At 64.1% G+C, this 20,037-nt stretch carries 19 protein-coding genes; 1 reads left to right on the top strand and 18 read right to left on the bottom strand.

The annotated features are described in order from the left end of the window. Positions 1-192: 192 nt before the first annotated feature. The 4 genes from ABLX76_RS06010 to nifL all read right to left on the bottom strand — a co-directional run bounded on the left by ABLX76_RS06010 (position 193) and on the right by nifL (position 5,334). The gene (locus tag ABLX76_RS06010; protein WP_261902232.1) at positions 193-708 is read right to left on the bottom strand and encodes a nitrogen fixation protein NifQ; all 516 of its coding nucleotides are present in this window, start codon (positions 706-708) and stop codon (positions 193-195) included. Further along, entirely contained in the window at positions 708-2,114 is a 1,407-nt protein-coding gene (gene nifB / locus ABLX76_RS06005) for a nitrogenase cofactor biosynthesis protein NifB (protein WP_348874204.1), read from the bottom strand. Before nifB ends, ABLX76_RS06010 begins: the two co-directional genes overlap by 1 nt. Before the next feature lie 164 nt (positions 2,115-2,278). Beyond that, complete coding sequence (gene nifA, locus ABLX76_RS06000; RefSeq protein ID WP_004203574.1) at positions 2,279-3,853, bottom strand: nif-specific transcriptional activator NifA; 1,575 nt, start codon at positions 3,851-3,853, stop codon at positions 2,279-2,281. After that, on the bottom strand, positions 3,850-5,334 hold the full coding sequence (gene nifL, locus ABLX76_RS05995) for a nitrogen fixation negative regulator NifL (RefSeq protein WP_348874202.1): 1,485 nt from the start codon (positions 5,332-5,334) through the stop codon (positions 3,850-3,852). The genes nifA and nifL overlap by 4 nt, the downstream gene beginning before the upstream one ends. Positions 5,335-5,653: 319 nt before the next feature. Between nifL and ABLX76_RS05990 the strand changes: the two genes are divergently transcribed. Then, positions 5,654-6,184: a flavodoxin gene (locus tag ABLX76_RS05990; protein WP_023290349.1), complete on the top strand. Its 531-nt coding sequence runs from the start codon at positions 5,654-5,656 to the stop codon at positions 6,182-6,184. A gap of 22 nt (positions 6,185-6,206) precedes the next feature. Here the strand turns inward: ABLX76_RS05990 and nifM are convergent, their stop codons facing one another. The 14 genes from nifM to nifH form a co-directional block, all read right to left on the bottom strand. Continuing rightward, positions 6,207-7,007: a nitrogen fixation protein NifM gene (nifM, locus tag ABLX76_RS05985; RefSeq protein WP_348874200.1), complete on the bottom strand. Its 801-nt coding sequence runs from the start codon at positions 7,005-7,007 to the stop codon at positions 6,207-6,209. Then, on the bottom strand, positions 7,007-7,450 hold the full coding sequence (locus tag ABLX76_RS05980) for a nitrogen fixation protein NifZ (RefSeq protein WP_348874198.1): 444 nt from the start codon (positions 7,448-7,450) through the stop codon (positions 7,007-7,009). The genes nifM and ABLX76_RS05980 overlap by 1 nt, the downstream gene beginning before the upstream one ends. Further along, complete coding sequence (locus tag ABLX76_RS05975; RefSeq protein ID WP_023290346.1) at positions 7,447-7,704, bottom strand: nitrogenase-stabilizing/protective protein NifW; 258 nt, start codon at positions 7,702-7,704, stop codon at positions 7,447-7,449. Before ABLX76_RS05975 ends, ABLX76_RS05980 begins: the two co-directional genes overlap by 4 nt. 2 nt (positions 7,705-7,706) lie before the next feature. Next, positions 7,707-8,849, bottom strand: coding sequence for a homocitrate synthase (nifV, locus tag ABLX76_RS05970; protein WP_023290345.1), 1,143 nt, complete (start codon positions 8,847-8,849; stop codon positions 7,707-7,709). Between the two features lie 15 nt (positions 8,850-8,864). Continuing rightward, positions 8,865-10,067, bottom strand: a complete 1,203-nt coding sequence (gene nifS, locus ABLX76_RS05965) for a cysteine desulfurase NifS (protein WP_130941713.1) — start codon at positions 10,065-10,067, stop codon at positions 8,865-8,867. A gap of 15 nt (positions 10,068-10,082) precedes the next feature. Beyond that, positions 10,083-10,922, bottom strand: coding sequence for a Fe-S cluster assembly protein NifU (gene nifU / locus ABLX76_RS05960; protein WP_130941712.1), 840 nt, complete (start codon positions 10,920-10,922; stop codon positions 10,083-10,085). A 194-nt stretch (positions 10,923-11,116) separates the two neighbouring features. After that, complete coding sequence (locus ABLX76_RS05955; RefSeq protein ID WP_048297853.1) at positions 11,117-11,587, bottom strand: NifB/NifX family molybdenum-iron cluster-binding protein; 471 nt, start codon at positions 11,585-11,587, stop codon at positions 11,117-11,119. Next, positions 11,574-12,959: a nitrogenase iron-molybdenum cofactor biosynthesis protein NifN gene (nifN, locus tag ABLX76_RS05950; protein ID WP_241516532.1), complete on the bottom strand. Its 1,386-nt coding sequence runs from the start codon at positions 12,957-12,959 to the stop codon at positions 11,574-11,576. Before nifN ends, ABLX76_RS05955 begins: the two co-directional genes overlap by 14 nt. 9 nt (positions 12,960-12,968) lie before the next feature. After that, positions 12,969-14,342, bottom strand: coding sequence for a nitrogenase iron-molybdenum cofactor biosynthesis protein NifE (gene nifE, locus ABLX76_RS05945; RefSeq protein ID WP_087848923.1), 1,374 nt, complete (start codon positions 14,340-14,342; stop codon positions 12,969-12,971). Between the two features lie 565 nt (positions 14,343-14,907). Beyond that, positions 14,908-15,570, bottom strand: coding sequence for a NifB/NifX family molybdenum-iron cluster-binding protein (locus tag ABLX76_RS05940; protein WP_348874194.1), 663 nt, complete (start codon positions 15,568-15,570; stop codon positions 14,908-14,910). A gap of 10 nt (positions 15,571-15,580) precedes the next feature. After that, positions 15,581-15,799, bottom strand: a complete 219-nt coding sequence (nifT, locus tag ABLX76_RS05935; protein WP_004203557.1) for a putative nitrogen fixation protein NifT — start codon at positions 15,797-15,799, stop codon at positions 15,581-15,583. A 39-nt stretch (positions 15,800-15,838) separates the two neighbouring features. Continuing rightward, positions 15,839-17,401 carry a nitrogenase molybdenum-iron protein subunit beta gene (gene nifK, locus ABLX76_RS05930; RefSeq protein WP_196536952.1) on the bottom strand — a complete coding sequence of 521 codons (1,563 nt, stop codon included), beginning with the start codon at positions 17,399-17,401 and terminating at the stop codon, positions 15,839-15,841. Positions 17,402-17,456: 55 nt separating this feature from the next. Continuing rightward, positions 17,457-18,905, bottom strand: coding sequence for a nitrogenase molybdenum-iron protein alpha chain (gene nifD / locus ABLX76_RS05925; protein WP_032456353.1), 1,449 nt, complete (start codon positions 18,903-18,905; stop codon positions 17,457-17,459). A 16-nt stretch (positions 18,906-18,921) separates the two neighbouring features. Then, the gene (gene nifH / locus ABLX76_RS05920; RefSeq protein WP_004203553.1) at positions 18,922-19,803 is read right to left on the bottom strand and encodes a nitrogenase iron protein; all 882 of its coding nucleotides are present in this window, start codon (positions 19,801-19,803) and stop codon (positions 18,922-18,924) included. Positions 19,804-20,037: the final 234 nt, after the last annotated feature.

Below are 20,037 nucleotides of genomic sequence, written 5' to 3'. Positions count from 1 at the left end.
CACACAAGCGGCACTGCGCCCGCTGTCCTTGCCCGGCGGCGCGGCGCTTGCCGGGTCTGGGGTGTTGAGCAGCCTTCTGATAGGTAAATGGCGTTGTAGGCCGGGTAAGCGAAGCGCCACCCGGCAGAAATCCGCGTAAAGCGGTTAAACAGGGGCATTTTTGGGGCAGCCGCAGGGGCACCTGCGGGGTGTTTAGTGCGGCGGCGGTTCGAAGCAGAGGCTACGCTCCAGGCATTCGTCGCAGCTCGGCGAGCGGCAGACGATCTCCCCCTGCGACTGCAGGCAGCGCTGGCGATAAAAGAACTTCTTCCAGCGCATATGGTGGACATTCTGCGCCACCAGCTGCGGAAAGCAGTCGCTCATCAGCCGGCCCAGTTCCGCGCGCGAATCCAGACCCAGATCCTCCCATAGATGATTAAACGCCAGCGCCGCCCCGGCGACGATCGGCGCCATCGGTTCGGCTCCCGGCGCGATCCACTCCGCCAGCCATCGCGCCAGCTGGCGGCGCTCTTCGTCGCGGGTGGCATTCAGCTCCGTCATCAGCCGGCGGCGGCTCAGCGCCTCGCTGTCCAGCGGCGTCGCCACCTCGCCCAGCCGCTGCTGCAGGGCCAGCCACGCCTCGACGCTTAGCCCCATGCGCAGCGGAAAGCAGCCTTTTCCGGCGTGATATCGTCGCCACAGGTGGGTCAACCAGTCGACCGGCGCCATCAGGCGACCCCCTGACGCAGGCGCGATGCCGCCAGGCTCTGTCGCCGCTGGTGCCACCAGGCGGGCAGCACCTCGGCGACCGACCGCCACGCGCCGTCCACCTGCGGCTCAATGCCCTGTCGCTCGAGCTGTTGCCATGGCGTATGGCCGATACGCACGCAGAACACCGCTTTCACGTCGGCGAGCAGCGCGAGAAGCGCCGCCAGTCTGGCTTCGTTCTCCTGCGGCTCGCACTCCTCCACGCCGCGGCAATATTTCGGCGTAAAGCGCTCACCCACCAGCACCATGCCGGCGGCAGACAGGCTGTAGATCGAGAAGCGGTCGGCATGGCCAAAATGACAATCAATTACCTCGCCGCGGCTGGAGGCCACGGCCACCAGACAGGCATCATCGGCCTCCGACTCTCCCCGGGTGGCGAGGCTGGCATGAAGTTCGGCGCGCTGATGGAGGATGGGCAGCCAGTCGGGGAGGCTGTTCGGGTCCGGCAGCTGGGTAAACTGCTGGCTGCGGTCTTCGCCCAGCATGCCGATGGCGTCGGCGCGGCACTGGTGGCAATGCGTCATCTGCGGCATCGCGGCCCCGCACTGGCTGCGGATCGCGGCGAGCATCCCGGCGTCCGGCTCTGGCTGGCCGTTGAGGCCAAAGACCGTGCCGTGCTCCGGTCTGGCAATCAGCGGCATAATATTGTGAATAAACGCGCCGCTTTCCCGCAAACAACGGCTGACCTCGGCCATGCCACTGTCGTTGATCCCCGGGATCAGCACCGAGTTTATCTTGACCAGCACCCCGGCGTTGGTCAGCCTGCGGACCCCCTCCAGCTGGCGGGCTATCAGGATCTCCCCGGCTTCCCGCCCGCGGTAGCGTTCGCCGTCGAGCCACAGCCAGGCGTAGATTTGTCCGGCGATGCCGGCATCCAGCGTATTGATGGTCACCGTAACGTGATCCACACCGACCTCCAGCAGGCGATCCACCGCGTCGGGCAGCATCAGCCCGTTGGTCGACAGGCATAACTTCAGGTCCGGAAGCCGATCGCGGACCAGCTCCAGGGTGCGGAAGGTGCGGGTCATATTGGCCAGCGGATCGCCGGGCCCGGCAATGCCGACCACCGACAGCTGCGGGATGGCCTGGGCCACCTGGCGCACTTTCAGCACCGCCTGCTCGGGGGTCAGCAGCGTCGAAGACACCCCGGGGCGGGATTCATTGCTGCAGTCGAATTTACGGTTGCAGTAGTTGCACTGCAGATTGCAGGCCGGAGCGACCGGGAGATGCATCCGGGCGAAACGGTGGTGCCCGCTGCGGGAATAGCAGGGGTGCGCGGCGACCTTATCGGCCACCCGCGGCGCTAACGCGCTGGCGTCCGCCGACTGACAGGCGTTGCCGCCGGAAAAAGAAGAGCAGGAAGTCATGGTCGTACCTTCTTGGTTGGGCGATACCTTCCTGCTGCAAAGGGCATACCAGAGAGGGATTTTTTATCATGCTGAAAAGAAAGGTGTTATTCCGCATCCCTGCGGCAAAATATTGTCGCGTTCCCGCCGCGCAGGCGACAATGTCCTGAACCTGACACCGTGGCTTACAGACGCGGCAGGGTGATATCCATGATCTGGATCCGGTAGGCGACCTGGCGCGGCGTCATCCCCAGCAGCCGCGCCGCCTTGGCCTGCACCCAGCCGGCTTTTTCCAGCGCGGCGATCAGCCGCTGGCGTTCGTCCAGGCTGTTGTCCAGCCAGCTGTCTTCCGCCGGCCCGCTGGCGGGCAGGGCTTTGGCCGGACGTTCCTGGTGGGTGAAGAGGATCACGTCGCGATCGATCAGGCCGCTCTCGGACATCACCGCCGATCGTTCGAGGCAGTTCTCCAGTTCGCGAACATTGCCCGGCCAGCTGTACTCCATCAGCAGACGGATCGCCCCCTCGCTGATCCGCAGCGTGCGCCCCTGATGCTGGCCAATTTTGCGCACCAGAAAGTGCGCCAGCTCGGCGATGTCCTCCTGACGCTCGCGCAGCGGAGGCAGGGCGATGGGCATTACGTTCAGGCGATAGTAAAGATCCTCGCGGAAGTGGCCCAACCGGACCTCCTCCTCCAGGTGGCGGTTGGTGGCGGCGATGATGCGGACATTCACCCGCAGGGTCTCATCGCCGCCGACGCGCTCCATCTCTCCCTCCTGCAGGATGCGCAGCAGCTTAGCCTGGAACGAGGCGCTGCTTTCGCCAATCTCGTCGAGGAACAGGGTGCCGCCATCCGCCAGCTCAAAACGCCCCTTACGCTGGCGCACCGCGCCGGTAAAGGCGCCTTTTTCATGGCCGAACAGTTCGCTTTCCAGCAGGTTGTCCGGCAGCGCCGCGCAGTTAAATTTGACGAAGGCGGCGCCAGCCCGCGGGGAATGATGGTGGATGGCATTGGCGATCAGCTCTTTCCCGGTGCCGCTTTCGCCGCGTACCAGCACAGTGGTGTCCCAGCGCGAAACCTGGCGGATCACCTCCACGATCTGGCGCATCGCCGGGCTCTTGCCGACCATATTGTCAAGGCCCACTCCGCGCGACGACGAGCAGGCCGGCGGCCGTTCCACCTTCGGCGGCTGGCGGCCCGGCAGGGTGGCGGAGGCCGGGAGGATCATCAGCCGGATGGTCTGGGCGATGAGGTTGGCGACGGTTTCGAGAAAGCGGGTGCAGGCCGGCAGCCGCTCTTCCTGGCGCGCCATCGGCTGGGCCGCCAGCACTCCCATGGGCCGGGCGTTGGGCCCCATTAGCGGCACGGCGATAAACGGCAGATCGTAATCGTAGAGGCTCAGGCGGTCGAGAAAACGCTGATCGTCGGCGACCCGGGGCAGCACCAGCGATTGCCCCTGGGCCAGCACCGTCCCCACCAGCCCCTCGCCGGGACGATAGCGGATCTGCGCGCTGCCGGGGAGAGTCTGCTGCTCGGTTTGCTGCAGCGCTTCGATACTGAGGATCTCCTGCTCGCTGTCGTACAGACAGATCATCCCGTGCTGCATAAAGGCATCGTTGTGCAATACGCTGAGCACCTCCTGCAGCGTTTTGCTGGCCTCGGTGGCGCGGCTCAGCACCACGCTTATCCGCTGCATGGCGGTGAACTGCTGAGAGAGGTCGAAGCGTCTGACGGTGGTGTCCGGGTCGGATTCGGGGATCATGCTTCACCTCCGGTCAGGGTGTTAAACAGCGGGAAACGCAGGGTCAGGCAGGTGCCGCCCTGCGGCCGGGAAGTCAGCTCGATGGCCCCGCGATGGTGCGCCACCAGGGTCTGGATCAGCCGCAGCTCCATGCCTTTGCCCGGCGAATTCAGCGCGTCGGGGGAGTGGGCGTAGCGCACCTGCAGCAGCGGCACGTTGTCGGTCAGGTACAGCGCCAGCCAGCCGTCGTTTTCCTCGGCATAGAGCTGCATCGCCAGCGGGACGGAAGGCAGCTCGGCGGCGAGGGCCAGGGTGCGGTCGAACCACAGGCTTAAGCACGCCAGCAGCTGAGTGCGCTGGCCAAAGCCGATCAGATGCGGCGAGGCCATGTCCAGCTGCAGCCCCTCGGCATCGAAGCGGGTGCGGTAGAGGGCGCACAGGTCGTCGAAAAAGGGCTGCAGCGGCCAGACGGCGGGGTTTTCGAGATCCAGCGACGGGCGACAGCGCTGGAGCCGGGCCATCGCCTCTTCCCCTTCGCGCCAGGCGGCCTCCAGCGCCACGTTGCCGCTGCTCTCGCCGTTCAGCCGACGGGCCGCCGCCAGCATGTTAATCGGGCAGTTCAGCTGGATCAGCGCGGCGTCCAGCGACTCGCGGATCGCCGCCAGCAGCTTGCCGGCGGTCATTTGCTGCTTCAGCCGGTCGAGGCGGCCCTGCTCCTGCTGCTGGCGCTGCTGGGTACAGTCGGCGATCACCACCAGGGTTCGCGCCAGGGTGCTGTCGATAAAGTAGCGGCTGGCCTCTTCGCTGACGCCGGGCAGCGGCCAGCAGGTCACCGACAGCCAGCGCGCGGCCCCGCGGATCGCCACCGGCAGGATCTGCTCCACGCCGGGCGTCATCCGGCCTGGGGAGACCTGCAGCTCGGTGAGCAGCTCCCGGCCGCCGCAGTCGGCGCAGAAGGTTTTATAGGCAAGGTTGTCCATCACCACCCGATCCTGCTCGTCCACTACCACCACGGCGGCGGGAATATTATTCAGCACCGCCTCCATCAGAGTCATATGGTTGCGCAGCCGCTGCTCCAGGGTATAGCTGACGCTGATATCCCGCTGCATCGCCAGATAATGCTCCAGTTCCCCTTGCGGACTGAGCACCGGAGTGATGTCAATCTCCACCAGGTACAGGCCGCCGTCCCGCCGCTGGTTAATCAGCTGGCCGCGCCACGGCTGACGCTGGAGCAGGGTATGCCACATCTCCTGATAGATCTCGCGCGGCGTCTGGCTGCTGGCCAGCAGGCGCGGGTTCTGATTTAACAATTGCGCCAGCGAATAGCCGGTCTGGCGGCAAAACGCCGGGTTGGCGTAGATGATCCTGGCGCTGGCGTCGGTGAGGGAAATCGCCACTGAGGCCTGTTCCACCATGGTAAAAAACAGCCCCGGATGTTGTTGAGTCAGCGCGCCGGCGATGGCTTCCGGCGCGGCGTTATCGAGCATCATATTCAGGGTCATCGCAAACTCCTGTGTCGCAGTTATGACAAATTGTCCGACACCCTGCGCGGATCGCGGCGGGCTGAGCCGAACCCGGATAACCATGCAAACGGTGCGCCCTTATCGAAACGACCGAACGAAACATTGATCCGACAGGGGGAAAATCCGCTGATTTTTACCTTTCGGCCCGCCGGGGCCGCCTTTCGCGGGCGCTGCTGCGGCGGGAAGCGATCCTGATGGGGCAGGGATGGGCCGTCACGGTGCAGGGCAACCTGGCACAGCCTTCGCAATACCCCTGCGGTAATCCCTATTTCCGACACCATTCCGACAGGAGCGTACTATGGCGAACATTGGCATTTTCTTTGGCACCGATACCGGTAAAACCCGCAAGATCGCGAAACTGATCCACAAGCAGCTGGGGGAGGCCGCCGCCGCCCCGGTCAATATTAACCGCGCCACGCTGGCGGACCTGCTGGCCTACCCGGCCCTGCTGCTGGGCACGCCGACGCTGGGCGACGGCCAGCTGCCGGGCCTTGAGGCAGGGGGCGAGAGCGAGTCGTGGGCCGAGTTTATCCGCAACCTCGGCGACGTCAGCCTGCAGGGAAAAACGGTGGCGCTGTTTGGCCTCGGCGATCAGCGCGGCTATCCCGATAACTTCGCCAGCGGGCTGCGGCCGCTGTACGACGCCCTGCGCGCCCGCGGGGCGACGATGATTGGCAGCTGGCCGAACGAGGGGTATGAGTTCAGCGCCTCATCGGCGCTGGAGGGGGAGCGGTTTGTCGGGCTGGTGCTGGACCAGGATAACCAGTTCGACGAGACCGAAACGCGTCTGGCGACCTGGCTTGAGGAGATCAAACCGCACCTGCTGTAGACGCTGGCGGGTGGCCTGTCGGCTACCCGCACAGCCCCGGCTGGCGCGCTAGCATCTCAGCCAGCCACTGGCGCTGGTGGCGGCGCTGGCTCTGTTGAATAAGGTAATCGCGGGCGCTTTTCAGCGCCTGTTCAGGCGTCATCGGCGCGGCGGGGCGGATGGCTTCGCACCATACCAGGTGCCAGCCCAGCTCGCTGGCCACCGGCGCGCTCAGCGCATTTTCCGTCAGCGCAAACAGGGCCTCCTCCAGCTGCGGATAGAGCAACCCCCGCCCGATCCACCCCAGTCGCCCGCCGTCCAGCGCGCTCGGGCAGTGGGAGTGTCGCTGGGCCAGCGGCGCAAACGCCTCGCGGGAGGCCGCGATTTGCCCATGAAGCGCCTGGATGCGCGAGTAAACCGCCTGCTCATCGCCATCGACGGTGAGCAGCAGATGGCGGGTCAACCGCTGTTCCGGGCGCATAAACTGCGCCTGATGCCGCAGATACCAGGCCTGCACCGCGGCGGGATCCGGCTGCGGCGCCTGGCTGGCAATCCCGGCGAAGGCGGTTTCCAGCCGGGCATGGTGCAGGACGATCGCCGCCCGCTCCGGCGGCGTAAATCCGCCCTCATCCAGCCAGAGGCGCAGCGAAGCGGCGAGGCCTTCCCGTAGCGCGGCGGGGATCGCCTCCGCCGCGACCTCGGCGACCAGCGCCTGCTCCACGCGGGCCTGACGCTGCCAGGCCGCCTCGAAGGCCTCCCGTTCCGCCGCGGCGATGGCCGCCGGTTCGCAGTTCCAGCGGCTCTGCGCCAGCCGCCGCCGGCCAAATCGTTGCCATGGCTGCATTATTCTTCCTCCTCTGCCAGGGCCAGCGCGGTCACCGGAACCTGGAACCAGCGGCCGCCGAAGTCGACGATATAGCCGTCCCCGCGCTCGCCCCGATCGGTGGCCTCAATACGCCCCTGCTGACCGACGTTGACCACCACTTCGCCCTGCAACGTCAGCGCCGTCTGGCAGGTGACGTTATCGCCATACTGCAGATTCCCCGCCAGCCAGGGACGATCGCCGGCAATCAGCTCCTGTTCGCGGCAGCCGACGATCCGGTCGCTCTCCGGGAAGTGGACCTGGTAGATGACCTGGTCTTGCAAGAATACCCCCCAGTCGCGGACATAGCCGATGCTGCCCCGGCGCACCAGCAGGGCGCCGGACGGCAGGCCCGCATAGGTGCCATCGTTACGGATGGGGCGCACGACGCGGACCGCTTCGCTAAAGGTAAATGTGGGTCTCATGGCGTGTTCTCCTCGAACTGCTGCTGATAACTCTCCGCCAGCAGCCGGCGCGCCAGCAGCCAGTGCGCGCGCGGGTTCTCCTCCAGCTGGTTGAGCAGGGGAACTTCCGCCCGCAGCTTGCGGTGAAAGGCGGCCAGCACCGGCAGGCTGCAATGGGCCAGACGCTCGGGCTGGTAGGGAACGGCGAAAAACTGAAAGAAGGCGTCGGCGGAGCGCAGGTCGTCTACGCCGGGGATCTGATAAAACCACTCCATGCTTACCCCCTGGCCTGCAGCGTTTCGGCGCCGCAGAGCGCGTGATAGATTGCCGCCAGCTCATCATCCCGCGGGCTGCGTTTGCCGGTTTCCGCAAAGTGGCGGAGCGCCGGCAGCAGCTGGTCAATTTGCGCTGACGTCAGGTGATAGCCCATCCGGTCGAAGACGCCGTTAACCGCCTGGCGACCGGAGTGTTTGCCCAGCACCAGCCGATAGCCGCGGCCCAGCAGGGCGGGGTCGATCGCCTGATAGCTCTCGCTGTCGCGCAGCAGCGCCGCGACGTGCACGCCGGACTCATGGGTAAAAACCAGCTCGCCCACCAGCGGCTGCTGGGGATCGACAGGGCGGCGGGTGGCGAGGGCCACCTGTTCGCACAGCGCCGGCAGGGCGGTGAAACGCACCCCGGTCTCGACGCCCAGGCAGCGCTCCAGCCCGAGCGCCACCGTTTCCAGCGCCGCGTTGCCCGCTCGTTCGCCCAGGCCCAGCACGGTGGTGTTCACGCTGGTGGCCCCGGCGCGTACCGCCGCGAGGGTGTTGGCGGTGGCCAGCCCGAGATCGTTATGGGCATGCATCTCGAGTTCGCCGGGCCAGACGTTACGCAGGGCGGCGATCTGCGCCGCGGTGGTAAACGGGTCGAGGATACCGACGGTGTCGGCATAGCGCAGACGGGCAGCCCCCGCCTCGCCGGCCTGCCGGGCAATATCCCGTAGCGTCGCGTCGCTGGCCCGCGAGGCGTCCTCACAGCCAATGCAGACCTTCAGGCCAAGGGTATGGGCGAGGTGGATCAGACCCGTCAGCCGCTCCAGCAGCAGCGGTAAGCTCTCGCGCAGTTTGTACTGCCGCAGCTTGTCGGAGGCGGGGATGGAGATATCCACCCAGTCCATGCCCAGCTCGGCGCTCAGGCGAATTTCGCCGGCCTGCATCCGGCACCAGGTCATCAGCGTGGCGCCCGGGAGCTGACGGCGCACCAGCCGGATACGGGCGCACTCCTCCTCGCCCATCGCCGGGGTGCCGACCTCCAGCGCCTCGATCCCCGCCGCGTACAGCGCCTCGGCGATGGCGATTTTTTCACTGGCCTGGAAGGCCACGCCGGGACTCTGTTCGCCATCGCGCAGGGTGGTGTCATTGATCAGTACGCGTCCCATTTTCGTCTCTCCGTCTTAACCGAAGACCGGCGCGAAGGCGCCATCCTGCAGGAGCGGCTGGCCGTTTCGCCAGTAGGGCGACAGGGCGCGCAGCCGGTCGATAACAGGAGGCAGGGCGGCGATGACGTAGTCGATCTCTTTTTCCCGGGTGTAGCGCGAGAGGGAGAAGCGAACGGTGCCGTGGGCCGCGGTGTAAGGAATATTCATCGCCCGCATGACGTGCGACGGCTCCAGCGAGCCGGAGGTGCAGGCGCTGCCGCTGGAGGCGGCGATCCCGGCCTGATTCATCAGCAGCAGGATCGCCTCGCCTTCAATGCACTCAAAGGCCAGATTAAGCGTGCCGGGCACCCGCGGCTGGCTGCCGCCCATCACCGTTACCGCCGGAATGGCGCTCAGGAGATGATGTTCAAGGCGATCGCGCAGTTGGCTAATCTGCGCCATGCCCGGGAGGTGGACCTGCGCCAGCTCGCTGGCGGCGCCCATGCCGACAATGCCGCTGATATTTTCCGTACCGGCCCGCCGGCCATGCGCCTGGTGGCCGCCGCGCAGCAGCGGGCGAAAACGCGTTCCCCGCCGCAGCCAGAGGCAGCCCACCCCTTTGGGACCGTGGAATTTATGTGCCGAGCAGGAGAGCATATCGATCCGCGTCTGGCTGAGCGCCATCGGGATTTTGCCCACCACCTGCACGGCGTCGCAGTGAAACAGCGCGCCCTGCTCATGGGCCAGCTCCGCCAGCTCGGGCACCGGGAACATGACGCCGGTTTCGTTATTGGCCCACATGATGCTGACCAGCGCCACGCGTGGGCTAAGCGCCGCCCGAAACTGCGCCATATCCAGAGCACCCTGCCGATCCACGGCGATACGGTGGATCAGGTACCCCTGGCGCTCCAGCTGTTCGCACACCGCCAGGGTGGCGGGATGTTCGACCGCGCTGGTGATGATCTCGCGCCGCTCCGGCATCAGGGCCACCGCTGAGGCGATGGCGGTGGTCGTGGCCTCGGTGGCGCAGGAGGTAAAAATGATCTCGCTGGGGTAGTCGGCCCCGAGCAGAGCGGCCACCTGCTGGTGCGCCCGTTCAAGGGCGGCCTGCGCCGGCATACCAAAATCGTGAATCGACGAGGGATTGCCGTAAAAGTCGGTCAAAAAGGGCATCATCGCGTCGAGAACCATCGGGTCGAGACGGGTGGTGGCGTTGTTATCGAGATAAACAGGTTTCATTGTGTCCCCCTGGGGTTAGTTAACCGCGGCCGGGGCCGCCACCACGTCCATGTAGCTTCCGGTGCGCTCCATCAGCTTTTGCTGCAGCCAGGCGAGGGTCATGTCGGTCATCATGCAGCCGCTGCAGCTGCCGGAGAGGCTGACGGTGATCTGGCGCGGGGTGACGCTCACCAGCGTCATGTCGCCGCCGTCGGCCTGAATGTGCGGGCGCAGCTCGTTGATGGTATCGACCACGCTTTGCCACTGCGCATCGTGGGCTGTCTCCGCCGGCAGGGGGGCGGGCGGCTGTTGGGCGAGGATCGCCGCCAGCGCCAGCTCTATTTTTTCATGGCAGGCGGTACAGCCCCCGCCGGCCTTGGTGTAGTTGATCACCTCCTCGAGGGTGGTCAGGCCGTTGTTCACCACGGCCCGGCGAATATGTCCTTCGTCGACGCCGAAGCATTTACAGATCAGCTTGCCCTCCTCATGCTCCTCCTCAAGGCTTTCGCCGCGAAAATGGGCGATAGCCGCACGCAGCGCCTCCTGGCCCATCACCGAGCAGTGCATTTTCTCCGGCGGCAGGCCGTCGAGGTAGTCGGCGATCTGCTGGTTGGTGATCTGCCCGGCTTCGGTCAGGGTGTGGCCGATAATCAGCTCCGTCAGCGCGGAAGAGGAGGCGATGGCGCTGCCGCAGCCGAAGGTCTGGAAGCCGGCCTCCTCGATGATCTCGGTGTGCGGATCAACCCGCAGCATCAGGCGCAGCGCATCGCCGCAGCTTAATGAACCCACATCGCCCACCGCGTTGGCGTTGTCGACCACGCGCGCGTTGCGGGGATGAAAAAAATGGTCTTTCACTTTCTCGGAGTAGTTCCACATGCTGTCAGCTCCAGGGATGATGACGAAAACGCCGGGGCGCGGTGCACCGCAGACTGGCGGTGGTACTGTTCCCCAAGCAATTGCGGTACCAACGCATAAAAACCTTATTTGTTAATGACCTGGCGGGTTAACCGCCCCCGACAGAGCCGACACTGTTGTGGCGTTTTGTGGGCTTTGTCACATAAACGACAGGCTCAGGGCTGCGGGTCGGGCTCCTCCCGCCACGTCTGCTCTTCCAGCAGGCGGTTAAAGCGCTGCGGATCGCGTTGCCGCGCGCTGCGGCGCTGCGCTTTTTCATACCAGGAGAGCTGGATCTCCTGTAGTAAGCCGAGGATGGTGGTCTGGTCGGGAACCCGTTCGGCGCGGACGCCCACCTGCAGCAGCTGGCGAAAAACCGCCTCGCCAATCGCCACGCAGAACAGGGTGACGCAATCCTCCAGGGCGTGGATGCGCTCGGCAATTTTCTCGGTCTGATGGCCGCTGACGACCGGGAACTCCACCACCCGCAGCAGGGTGACCCGATCCGCCTTGACGCCGTAGACCACCAGCCGCGGCGTGGCGCCAAAATGCTGATCGACATGGCGGTAATCGGAGCTGGCGAAGGCGACTTTCATCGACCACTCGTCGGCGTCGACCATCTCAAACTGACGGTTAATGGGCGGCATAAGCGTCTCCTGAAGCTTGCTGGGGGTCGGCGCCCTGGCGAAGCGGCGATCGGTAGAGGGCGGTGTGGTGATGGCGGTCGCGCAGCAGATTGGCCAGCTCAAACAGCGTGTCGCGCATGCCGGCGTACCCCTGGCGGACCCGGCGAAATTCGCCGAGCCGATCGAAAAGGGGAAAGCCGACGCGGATCAGCGGCAGGGCAAACTGCTCCGCCAGATCGCGGGCGTGAGAGTTAGCCACCAGCAGATCGGCGGGTTGCTGGCTCAGCAGCTGCTGGAGATCCTCCAGATCCCCCGGCACCACCCGCTCGACCGGCAGCTGGCGCAGGCTGGGGTGGCTGGTGGGGGCGACCAGCGGGCCGGGCTGTATCCCCTGGCTGCGGGCGAAATCACACCAGGCCGCAAGCAGGTCGCCCTCCGCGGCCATCGCCATGCGCTGGCCCTGCAGCCACATATGGCAGTCGATCATCGCATCCTGCAGCTGGCCGCGCTGGCGCTCAATCCAGGCCGGTACGCGGCGCCCGGACAGCTTCGCCAGTTGATGAATAAAGGTATCGCAGTGGTCGAGGGTCATCAGGTGCGGCAGGGCGATCACCTCTCCGCGGCTGCGCTGGCTCAGGAGCGATGCCGCCCGCTGCAGCGACACGCCGATGGCGAAGCTGCCCAGGCTCTGGCCCATCTGCGCAATCTGGCGCAGCGAGGCGCCGCCCTGGGTCAGGGGCGTAAAATCCCCCTGACCCAGGTGGCCATCCATCGACAGCGAGAGGTCCGGCAGGACCACCGGCTGCAGGCCAAAGGCCTCCACGCAGCGGCTCAGCCATTCGATATCCCCTGGCGAACAGAGGTGGCTGACCAGCAGGTTGACCCGCCGGGGCCGCTGCCCCGGACGCGGCGTCGGCGCCACCCACTGCTCGATGATGCTCTCGATCACCGCGCTGTAGCCGTTTTCCATGGAGCCAAAAAAATCCGGGGTGTTGACGGTGAGGATCGCCACGCCGTTATGGCGGGGATGCGCCTCGCGAAACTGGCGTACCACCCGGACGATATCGCTGCCCTGCGCCTCCGCCAGTCCGGTGCTGAGCAGCACAATGGCCTGCGGACTGTGGCGCTGGCAGAGGGTGTCGAGCGCGGTGAATATATTGCCGTCGGCGCCCATGATCGTGGCGGTCGGATCCATGGCCGTCGACTGCAGGGGCACCGGGTCATGAAAATGCTGAATAAAGAAAACTTTGGCGAAGGCGCTGCAGCCCTGGGCGCCGTGGACCAGCGGGATGGCCTGGGCCAGCCCAAGGCTGGCGAGGATCGCCCCGAGCGGTTGCCCGGTTTTAATCGGGCTCACCGCCAGCGGTTTTTCGCTACGGATAAGGTCTGCCATGGTGTTCTCCTAGCGCCACGGGGCGCGGGCATGCGTTTGCGGCCAGACGGGGCTGGCGAGGGTCAGACAGAGCTGGCGGGCGAGGGTGATGATGCCCTGGTAGCCAGCGTAGGCGTGCTCCCGCTCCTGATTGATATCGAGGAACGGCAGCCGGGCTTTCCAGGCGGTGTACATATTGCGTCCGCCGGCGATCATCAGATCCGCCTGATAGCGGTACACCACGTCGAGCAGGGTGCGGGCGTTGCCCTCCTCAAGCATCACCGCCTCGTCGCCCATCAGCTCCCGGATCCGCTGTTTGTCCTCCTCGGTGGATTTCCGCGTGCCGGTGGCCACCACGGTCATGCCGAGATCCTGCAGGGCCGAGACCACCGACCAGGATTTCACGCCGCCGGTGTAGAGCAGCACTTTGCGCCCGCGGAGCTGCTCGCGCCACGGCGCTAGCGCCTGCTCCGCTGCCTGCTCTTCACGGGCGATCAGCGCCTCGGTGCGGCGGCACAGGTCGTCATCCCCCAGCAGCGCCGCCAGCTGGCGCAAGGCGTCGGAGGTGGCGCGGATCCCGTAGAAGCTGCCTTCAAACCACGGCGTGCCGTAGCGTAGCTCCAGCCCCCGGGCGACGTTGATCAGCGCTCGCGAGCACACCAGCATATTGGCCTGCGCCCGGTGCAGGGTCTGGATCTCGGCAAAGCGGCCGTCGCCGGAGAGGCTGCCGAGGACGCGGATCCCCAGTTCGTCGAGCAGCGGCTGGACCTGCCAGAACTCGCCGGCGATATTGAATTCGCCAATCAGGCCGATATCGTGGCGCTGGGCCGGGGCAAAGGGCGTGTTGTCCGGCCAAGGGGCGGGTTCGCGCTGGCCAATCACCTGCCTGAGCATTACGTCGCCCGCCATCCGGTTGCCAAGATTTTTGCTGCCGTAGAAGCCGGCGGCGTCAATGGCGATGACCGGGACGCCGGTGGCGGTCTGCGCGGCCTGGCACACCGCCTCAATGTCATCGCCTTCCATCGCCGGTACGCAGGTGTTGTAGATAAAGACCGCCGCCGGGCGATAGCGGTCGACGATGTGACGCACGGCATGGAACAGGCGGCGTTCGCCGCGGCCCATAATCACATCCTGTTCGTTGAGATCGGTGGTAAAGCCGAGCCGGTTGAGGGCCGGGCCGGCGCTGACGCTGCCGCGGTTATCCCACGAGCTTCCCGCGCAGCCGATAGGGCCGTGCACCAGGTGCGCGACATCGGCGATGGGCAGGAGCGTTATCTGCGCGCCGTCGAAGGCGCAGCCGCCGGCGGTGGCGCCGGGCTTAGGGGCGCTGCAGCCGGATTTTTGCTTCTGGTTGTGCTCGCAGGCGGGTTCGTCCAGCAGCGCCAGAATTTCCTTTCCCTTCATAGTGACCTCGTTGACGGTGGGAGACCGGGGAGGTGATGCAATTCGCGCTCCAGGGAGAGGGGGGTTGATTTTTAAGGAAAAAGGGTTGTGGGCTTTGCGACAAAGGCAACAATCAGACAGGGGGGAGGCATGATTTATCGCGCTGATAACTGGATTTACCGCGACCGTATTGCCGCATATTGGCGAATGACTCGCCGCGAGGGGGTTGGGGCGCGTAAAGAAAATTGGCGAGAACGCAGGCGCACATCAAGGGCTGGCCGCCAGGACGGCGGCCAGAGGGCGGTCGAGACAGGGATGTCGAGTCCGCCCGTCCCGCCAGATGAAGCCGGAGTGGAGCGTACCGCGCAGCGGCAATTTTCAGCGCAATGCCGGGGGTCATGGGGGGCGAGCGAAACGCCCCCCATGCCGTTCACCTGTTGAGAAGTTTATTTATGACTAAGGAGTGAATGTGAACGGAACCTTCTGTTAAACAGAATTTTTTTGCCTTCGTGCGGCAGTGGTTTGCGATAATCTGGCCAGAAAAAAAGGCCCGCGGGGTCGGCGGGCAACAAGCACAACACAACGATTAAAAAACACGTTCCTCCAGAGGGTTATCCCGGTTGAGGCGCTTCGCCAGCCACGGCGGCAAACGGCCGGCCAGCAGCGTATTGATCGCCTCGCACTGGGCCTGGATCGTCGTGCCCGGCGGCGCTTTCATCGGATGGATCTGATGGCGGATCAACCTCGCGGCGGCAGGCCCGCCGATCTCCTGGCAAAACAGCAAATGGCAATCCTCCAGCAGCCTGGCGCGCATCTCGCTGGCGTCAGACGTCGCCGAAGGGGAGGCATAGCGGCGCAGATCCGCCAGCCAGCCGCCCTGGTCATCGAAGGCATAGATAAAAAACAGCCGGTTCTGGCCAAAATGACCATTGATGACCAGGCCATCCTGCGAACAGAAGGCGACCCGCAGCTGCGGCGTCCGCTGGGGTGATCGGGCGAAGCGCAAATGGCCGGGCAGCGCCCCCTGCAGGCAGGCGATGACCCGTGCCCAGCGGGCCGGGGACATCACCGCCGTCGCCGAAGGAAAGCTGGCGGCCAGCTGAGGCTGCGTCAGGGTGGTTAACCGTTCCGGGGTCAAGGTTTCGCCGCACTCCTGCGCCAGCCAGTCGACGACTTGCACCGGCTGCAGCTCCGGCAGCGTCTGGAACAGCGCCAGCAGACGCCAGAAAAGGGTATCGTTATCGGACATTTCCAGCTCCTTATAGCAGCGTGCTGCGGGTGGCGCGCAGGCTTATCGGAAAGACCGGCCGCCCCGGCTGCGGATTGACGTAGTAGCGACGTCCCCCTTCAAGGGCAATCGCGCCTCCCCAGCGGTCCGTCTCGTCATGTTCGACCTGAAGCACCCGGGCCTCCAGATCCTGTTTGGCGATATAGGCATACAGCGCCTCGCCGCGCTCACGGAAAATCACGATGGGCATACTCCCTCCTGGCCCCGCCTGCGGCGGGGCGCCTGATGGTTAACGAACGAGGTCGAAGCTGTAATCGGTTTTGCCCAGCTGGCTGGTGTCGTGGTCCAGTTTTTCCAGCACGGCGTTCACCAGCGTCGTGACGATGTTCATCGCGCCTTCATAGCCCCAGGTGGTCTGGCGGTGCAGATGATGGCGGTCGAACAGCGGAAAGCCGAGACGGATCAGCGGCACTTCGAAGGCTTTGCCCTTCGCCAGGGTATCGCGCTGGATAAACTTGCCGTAGGAGTTACCGATCATAAAGTCCGGCTGACGGGTGAACATCAGCGACCGGAAGTGCCACAGGTCACAGTTGATGAACACTTCGCTGTCCTGGCCGTAGGGCGAGGCGTCGAGCATTTTCTTCATCGCCTTTTGCCAGCGTTTATTGGCGTTATGGCTGAGGATCACCGTCGGCTCGCAGCCCAGCTCCAGCAGGAAGCGCGTCAGGCCCATCACGAAATCCGGATCGCCGTAGAGGCCGAATTTTTTGCCGTGCAGCCAGGTGTGGGAGTCCAGCATCATGTCCACCAGCCGGCCGCGCTCAAGGGTCAGGGCGTCGGCGATCGGTTTGCCGGTCAGCTGACTGACGGTCATCAGCAGCGCGTCGGTAGCGGCCAGACCCAACGGAACGGCCACCTCCGTGGCGGGCTGATTCCACAGCTCCTGAACCACCTTTTTGCTTTTCACCAGCTGCCATGGCTGCAGCAGCAGGGTGTCAATGGCGTCCGGCGCGGTTTTGATCTCCTGCTGGCTGGTGCCGCCGGCGTACATCCGGTAATGGCCGTCGGCGGGGGTGTCGAGCACCTCTGAAGGGTCGGAGAGCAGGCTGCAGGGGACATCCATCTGCGCCATCATCCGCTTCAGCACGCGGAAGTTGCCGAGATAGGTCTCAAATCCGGTCACCAGATTGAGCTTTTGCAGTTTGCCCGGCTGCCCGGCGTAGTCAGCGGTAAAGGTCTTCGCGAACCCTTCGAACATATTGTCCCAGCCGGTGATATGGCTGCCGATAAAGCTGGGGGTATGGGCGTAAGGAATGGCGATACTGTCGTCAACAAATCCCTCTTTTTTGGCGTTGGCGATAAACGCCTGCAGATCGTCGCCGATCACCTCGGCCATGCAGGTGGTGGAGACGGCGATAATCTCGGGTTTATACAACGCGCTGGCATTCTGCAGGCCCAGATTCATGTTGTTGTTGCCGCCGAACACCGCCGCGTCCTCGGTCATCGAGTCGGAGACGCAAGCCACCGGCTCCTTAAAATGGCGGTTAAAGTAGGTGCGGAAATAGGCGACGCAGCCCTGAGAGCCGTGGACGTAGGGCAGGGTGCCGGCGAACCCCAGCGCGCAGAGTACGGCGCCGAGCGGCTGGCAGGCTTTGGCCGGGTCGACGGTCAAAGCCTCGCGCTGGAAGTTCAGCGCTTCATACTCGGCGGTGGTGGTCCAGGCAAATACCTCCTGGACGCGCTGCGCGTCGTGCGCCTCTTCAAGGCTCTTTTTGTTCTGGAACAGGGTCTGGTATTCATCCTGTTCAAACAGCGGATAACAGCTGTGAATTTTATCGATCGTTTGGCTCATGGTGTTCTCCTCCCGCGCCACAAATCGGTGGACTGACGGGACAGTGAAGGGGCAATCACGCAGACTTCAGCCACGGGGCAGTCAGTTCGTTCCACGCCGGATTGTTCAGGGTCATATCCATATCGCGAGCAAAGATGGCGAAGCCGTCATAGCCGTGATAGGGGCCGGAATAGTCCCAGGAGTGCATCTGGCGGAACGGCACCCCCATTTTCTGGAAGATATATTTCTCTTTGATCCCGGAGCCGATGAGGTCGGGCTTCAGCGCTTTGACGAAGGCCTCCAGCTCATAGCTGCTGGCATCGTCAAACAGCAGAGTGCCCTCTTTCAGGTCCGGCAGGGTGCGGTCGTAATCATCGTTATGGGCAAACTCGTAGCCGGCGGCGATGATCTCCATCCCGAGATCCTCATAGGCGCCGATGACGTGGCGCGGCCGCAGCCCCCCCATGTACAGCAGCACTTTGCGCCCCTCCAGCCGCGGGCGATATTTGGCGATGATGGCCGCCATCTGCCCCTCATATTTGGCGATCACCGCTTCCGCATTGGCGCGAATGGTGTCATCAAATTGATCGGCGATCTTGCGCAGCGATTCGGCGATTTTGGTCGGGCCGAAGAAGTTATATTCCATCCACGGGATCTGATGTTTCTCCTCCATATGGCGGGCGATATAGTTCATCGAGCGGTAGCAGTGGACGAGGTTTAGCTTAACGAACGGGGTGTTCTCCATCTCCACCAGGGTGCCGTCGCCGGACCACTGCGCCACTACGCGCAGCCCCATCTCTTCCAGCAGAATGCGCGAGGCCCAGGCGTCGCCGCCGATGTTGTAATCGCCAATGATGGCGACATCATACGGGGTGCTGGCAAACGGCTGCCCTTCGCGGTTGTTCAGCACCCAGTCGCGCACCACGTCGTTGGCGATATGGTGGCCCAGCGACTGCGAGACGCCGCGAAAGCCTTCGCAGCGCACCGGGATCACCGGTTTATCCAGCGCCTTGCTGCTGGCGTTGGCCACGGCGCTGATGTCATCGCCGATCAGGCCCACCGGACACTCCGACTGGATAGTGATCCCTTTGGTCAGCGGGAACAGCAGCTCCATCTCTTCAATCAGTTTGCTCAGCTTTTTATCGCCGCCGAAGACAATATCGCGCTCCTGAAAATCTGAGGTGAAGTTCAGGGTGCCGAAGCTGTCGACGCCGCTGACGCCGGTATAGTAGTTGCGCCGTCCGGCGCGCGAGTACTGGCCGCAGCCGATGGGGCCGTGCGAGATATGGGCCATGTCTTTAATCGGCCCAAACACCACCCCTTTCGAGCCGGCGTAGGCGCAGCCGCGCACGGTCATCACCCCGGGCTGCGATTTACGGTTCGAGATAATGCACTTGCCGACGCTCTCCATCTGCGGATCGCTGATCATCATGTGCTTTCTGCGCTCTTTGCGCGCGGTTTCGGGAAACACCTCCAGGACTTCCTGGATGAGCGCAAGGTTACGTTCGCCTGTTGCGTTGGTCATGGTGAGGATCCTGTGCTCAGGCCGCGTTTTCTTCAGCGGCGGTTTTACCAATGATGCTGGTGTCTTCTTCTTCCATGATGCCGAACTCCATCAGCAGCGACTCCAGCTCGTCCATGGTGCAGGGGGTCGGCACCACTTTTTTGGTGTTATTGACGATCTTCTGCGCCAGCTGACGATATTCGTTGGCCTGCTGACAGGTCGGGTCGTACTCGATCACCGTCATTCGGCGGATCTCTGCGCGCTGCACAATGTTGTCGCGGGGAACAAAGTGGATCATCTGGGTGCCGAGCTTCTCCGCCAGGGCGATGATCAGCTCGTCTTCGCGGTCGGTTTTGCGCGAGTTACAGATCAGGCCGCCGAGGCGTACCTTGCCGGATTTGGCGTACTTCACGATCCCCTTGGAGATATTGTTGGCGGCATACATCGCCATCATCTCCCCGGAGCAGACGATGTAGATCTCCTGGGCTTTGTTTTCGCGGATCGGCATGGCGAAGCCGCCGCAGACCACGTCGCCGAGGACGTCATAGAAGACGAAATCCAGATCTTCTTCATAGGCGCCTTCTTCTTCGAGGAAGTTGATGGCGGTGATCACCCCGCGTCCGGCGCAGCCAACGCCTGGCTCCGGGCCGCCGGATTCGGCGCAACGTACATCGCCATAGCCGATTTGCAGTACGTCTTCGAGCTCCAGATCCTCGACCGAGCCCACTTCCGCCGCCATCTCCATAATGGTGTTCTGGGCTTTCGCGTGGAGGATCAGACGGGTGGAGTCCGCCTTCGGATCGCAGCCGACGATCATCACTTTCTTACCCATCTCGGCGAGGGCCGCGACGAGATTCTGGGTGGTGGTGGATTTACCGATACCGCCTTTACCGTAGATAGCGCATTGACGCATGGTCATGGTGACTTCTCCTGTTGTTGAGTGTTTGCCAGCAGAGAAGTGCAGGGAACATACCAGCTGTGATTTTTTATGCAGTTATTTGATAAATAAGTATTTTCTGTAAACCGGCCGCGCCGGGGGCCTGCGCAAACGGCACAATAACGCCACCAAATGTGCGAAACAGAACAATTTCCCGCCACCGGCCCGGCGCGGCGCTTTGTCGCCTGTTCAACAGCTTGTCGCGCCCTGTGTCTT

Origin of the sequence: Klebsiella sp. JB_Kp004 (assembly GCF_040065795.1) — a bacterium.
GTDB classification, from domain to species: Bacteria; Pseudomonadota; Gammaproteobacteria; order Enterobacterales; family Enterobacteriaceae; genus Klebsiella; species Klebsiella quasipneumoniae.
This window is presented reverse-complemented; position numbering and strand designations above follow the sequence as displayed.